Source organism: Vibrio sp. 10N.222.49.A3 (assembly GCF_041475145.1).
GTDB classification, from domain to species: Bacteria; Pseudomonadota; Gammaproteobacteria; order Enterobacterales; family Vibrionaceae; genus Vibrio; species Vibrio tasmaniensis_A.
The window spans coordinates 1-2,687 of the sequence record NZ_JBFRVM010000358.1 but is presented as its reverse complement, the minus strand read 5'-3'; the positions used below and the strand labels follow the sequence as shown (position 1 = coordinate 2,687).

The window sequence follows — 2,687 nt, the reverse complement described above, 5'->3', positions numbered from 1 at the left end:
CTACTCATACTTTGTTTTAAATTATAAGTGCTTATGAGGTCTCGATAGTCTTTCGAACGTAAGCGTCTACGAACCGACTCATTGACTTTCTAATATCAACACAGATACCGCCAACTAAGGCGGTATCTGTCATTCTGAACGCTATTAAGGGACGGGGACTAGTTCGTTTTTGGCATGTTCCAAGGTAGAAGATGACCATGGTCATCCTCACTCTTCAGTTTCGGGATTTCTCGTAACACGTATTCGAGGTACTCATACGGCTCACAGTCGTTAGCCTTCGCGGTTTCGATAAGACTGTACAACACTGCACTGGCGCGGGCTCCATTATGAGTCTTAGAGAACAACCAGTTGTTCCGTCCTACCGTGAACGGACGTACTGAACGTTCCGCTCGGTTATTATCCATGCTTAACCCGCCATCATCGATAACTCTTACTAGCTTCGACCATTGATTGAGACTGTAGCTAATCGCCTCACCCAATTTACTTTTAGGGGGCACCTGAGTGACCGATTTATCTAACCACGCCTTGAACTCATTGAGCAGAGACTGAGTCTTTGATTGGCGGGTAACATATCGCTCTTCCCTCGTCTTATCTTTGAGGGCTTGTTCAACACGATAGAGCTTTTGGAACCAACTGACTGCCCACTGGATTTTACCCCCTTTTCCTTGCTTGCCTTTTGGTTGGCTCTGCTCTGCCTCTATGAACTTACGTCTTGCATGAGCCCAGCAACCCACCAACTTCGCTTCTGTCTTTTCATACGCTTTATACCCATCAACATGAAGGTATCCAGTGTAGTTTGACAGGTACGATTCAGGGCAGTGGTGCCCCCGACTCCCTTCCTGGTAGTCGAACAAGACGATACCGGGAGATTGCGCATTACCGCCCCGGTCTGGACCACACCCATACAACCAGATGTAACTTTTCTTTCTTTCGTCATCGAGCACGGTCAACGTGGTCTCGTCCGCGAACAGAACATCTTGAGCAAGGAGGGTTTCTTTCAGTAAGGCGATTAACGGCTCTACCTTATCAGCGCAACGCAGTATCCATTGACTCATCGTTTTTCGGCTGAGCGCTAGCCCATATTGTCTGAACAGCGATTCTTGACGATAGAGAGGCAGGGCGTAGTGGTATTTGTTCGTGATAATTTGCGCAAGCAAAGAGGGAGTCGCGATGCTTTTCGGGATAATCGATGCTGGCGGTGGAGCCATTGCAACAACGCTCTTCTCTCCTAACGCATCACATTGACGACAGACGTATTTGGGTCTTTCAGTGACTTCAACGTACAACTTCGCCGGGATATACACCAGTTTTTCACTGGTGCTTTGCCCCATCCTGCAGAGCATCGACTGACAACACGAGCAGGTTTTTTCTGATTCTGGTATGTCCACCACGACTCGCTCTCGTGGTAGGTCTTCGGGAAGCTTTGGGCGACCACGACGTTTTGTCTCGGATGAAGTATTTTCCTCTTCCGAGGCGTCATCATTCAGATTATCGGGCGTTTCCTCTTCACCTGTCGTATCGGCATGAGTCTCCGCCTCATTGAACTCTAAGTCCTGAGGGGGCATAGTTTCACTGCTGCTACCGAAGCGTTTACGCCGTGCCAGGTTGAGTTTTTCAACCAGAGATTGGATGGTTAATTCGCTCTCGTTTAGAGACTGCCGAAGCGTGAGTACGTTCGATTTACTCTCGTCTAGAGATTGTCGAAGTGTGAGTATGTTCGATTCACTTTCGCCTAGAGATTGGTGAAGAGTGAGTACCGTAGATTCAAGCTCGGTCACTTTTGAACGTAAGAGCGCTAGCTCATCTTCTTTATTTTTATTTGGCATATAAGGAAGATCGCAGAGACCCGCGAAAGTTCCTTATACGCTATTATTTTTTAATTTAATTAAGACTTTGGTAATTCAATGTTTGATGGGGTTTCATTTTTTCGATGTCGAGTCCATCGAGCAACCAATGCCACTGCTCTTCCGTTAATGAGAGTGTTTGCCCTGGCATTTTTCTTGGCCAAGCGAACTTGTCTTTTTCGAGTCGCTTTTGCCAGAGGCAAAAGCCATTGCGCTGCCAGTAAAGAACTTTGAGCTTATCCCGCGTGCGATTACAGAAGACGAATAGCGCTTCGGAGAAGGGATTAAGGTTCATATTCTGTTCAACAATAAAGCTCAAGCCGTTAATGCCCTTTCTAAAATCGACGGGCGCCTTGTGGAGATAGACAACAGAGATATCAGGGAACATTTTCATACAACAGCAAGCTCCTTCAGTAAAAGAGCCAGCCACTGAGGAGTGACATCACGGGGTATACGAAGAGAGCATGCCCCCGCCTCAAGGCGTAATTCGGTGGGTAACGTAGAGGATGGCTGTTGCTCGTTTTTGGGGTTTAGCTTGGTTGTTTTTTCAACGACAACGAATTCAGAAAGTGAATCTTCTCGTTTTTTAGGCATGTTGACTAAGTGGTGTAGTTTACGGCGGTTGTTGTCAAACGTTTTTGGGTGAAGGTTGTGCTCTAAACAAAACTGAGCAGCGGGCTGTTCACCATTGTAATACTGCTGCACAAGGCGTAGCCATTCTTGTTGAGATCTATGCTGAGACATTTTCGAGTACCTTTAACGATCAAAGTTAAAGGTTACGACGTTTATTGAAAGGATTGAATGAGTCGATTTAAAGACGCTTACTTTCGAACAGTACTGACT

Annotated in this window: 3 protein-coding genes; all 3 read right to left on the bottom strand. The window is 46.5% G+C overall.

Annotation, left to right across the window (positions count from 1 at the left end; translation table 11 throughout):
- Window positions 1-158: 158 nt before the first annotated feature.
- From tnpC to tnpA, 3 genes are read right to left on the bottom strand one after another with little or no spacing between them, the layout of a single operon-like run.
- Window positions 159-1,826, bottom strand: a complete 1,668-nt coding sequence (gene tnpC / locus AB4589_RS25610) for an IS66 family transposase (protein ID WP_371691542.1) — start codon at window positions 1,824-1,826, stop codon at window positions 159-161.
- 55 nt (window positions 1,827-1,881) lie between these two features.
- Window positions 1,882-2,238 (bottom strand): IS66 family insertion sequence element accessory protein TnpB, encoded by a 357-nt coding sequence (tnpB, locus tag AB4589_RS25605; RefSeq protein ID WP_102491964.1) that lies wholly within the window; start codon window positions 2,236-2,238, stop codon window positions 1,882-1,884.
- A complete protein-coding gene (gene tnpA / locus AB4589_RS25600; protein WP_372101976.1) occupies window positions 2,235-2,588 on the bottom strand; it encodes an IS66 family insertion sequence element accessory protein TnpA in 354 nt (117 codons plus the stop codon). Before tnpA ends, tnpB begins: the two co-directional genes overlap by 4 nt.
- Window positions 2,589-2,687: the final 99 nt, after the last annotated feature.

Coding starts and splice junctions, on each gene's coding strand:
- tnpB (WP_102491964.1), bottom strand. CDS start 2,238: ATGAAAATGTTCCCTGATATCTCTGTTGTCTATCTCCACAAGGCGCCC.
- tnpC (WP_371691542.1), bottom strand. CDS start 1,826: ATGCCAAATAAAAATAAAGAAGATGAGCTAGCGCTCTTACGTTCAAAA.
- tnpA (WP_372101976.1), bottom strand. CDS start 2,588: ATGTCTCAGCATAGATCTCAACAAGAATGGCTACGCCTTGTGCAGCAG.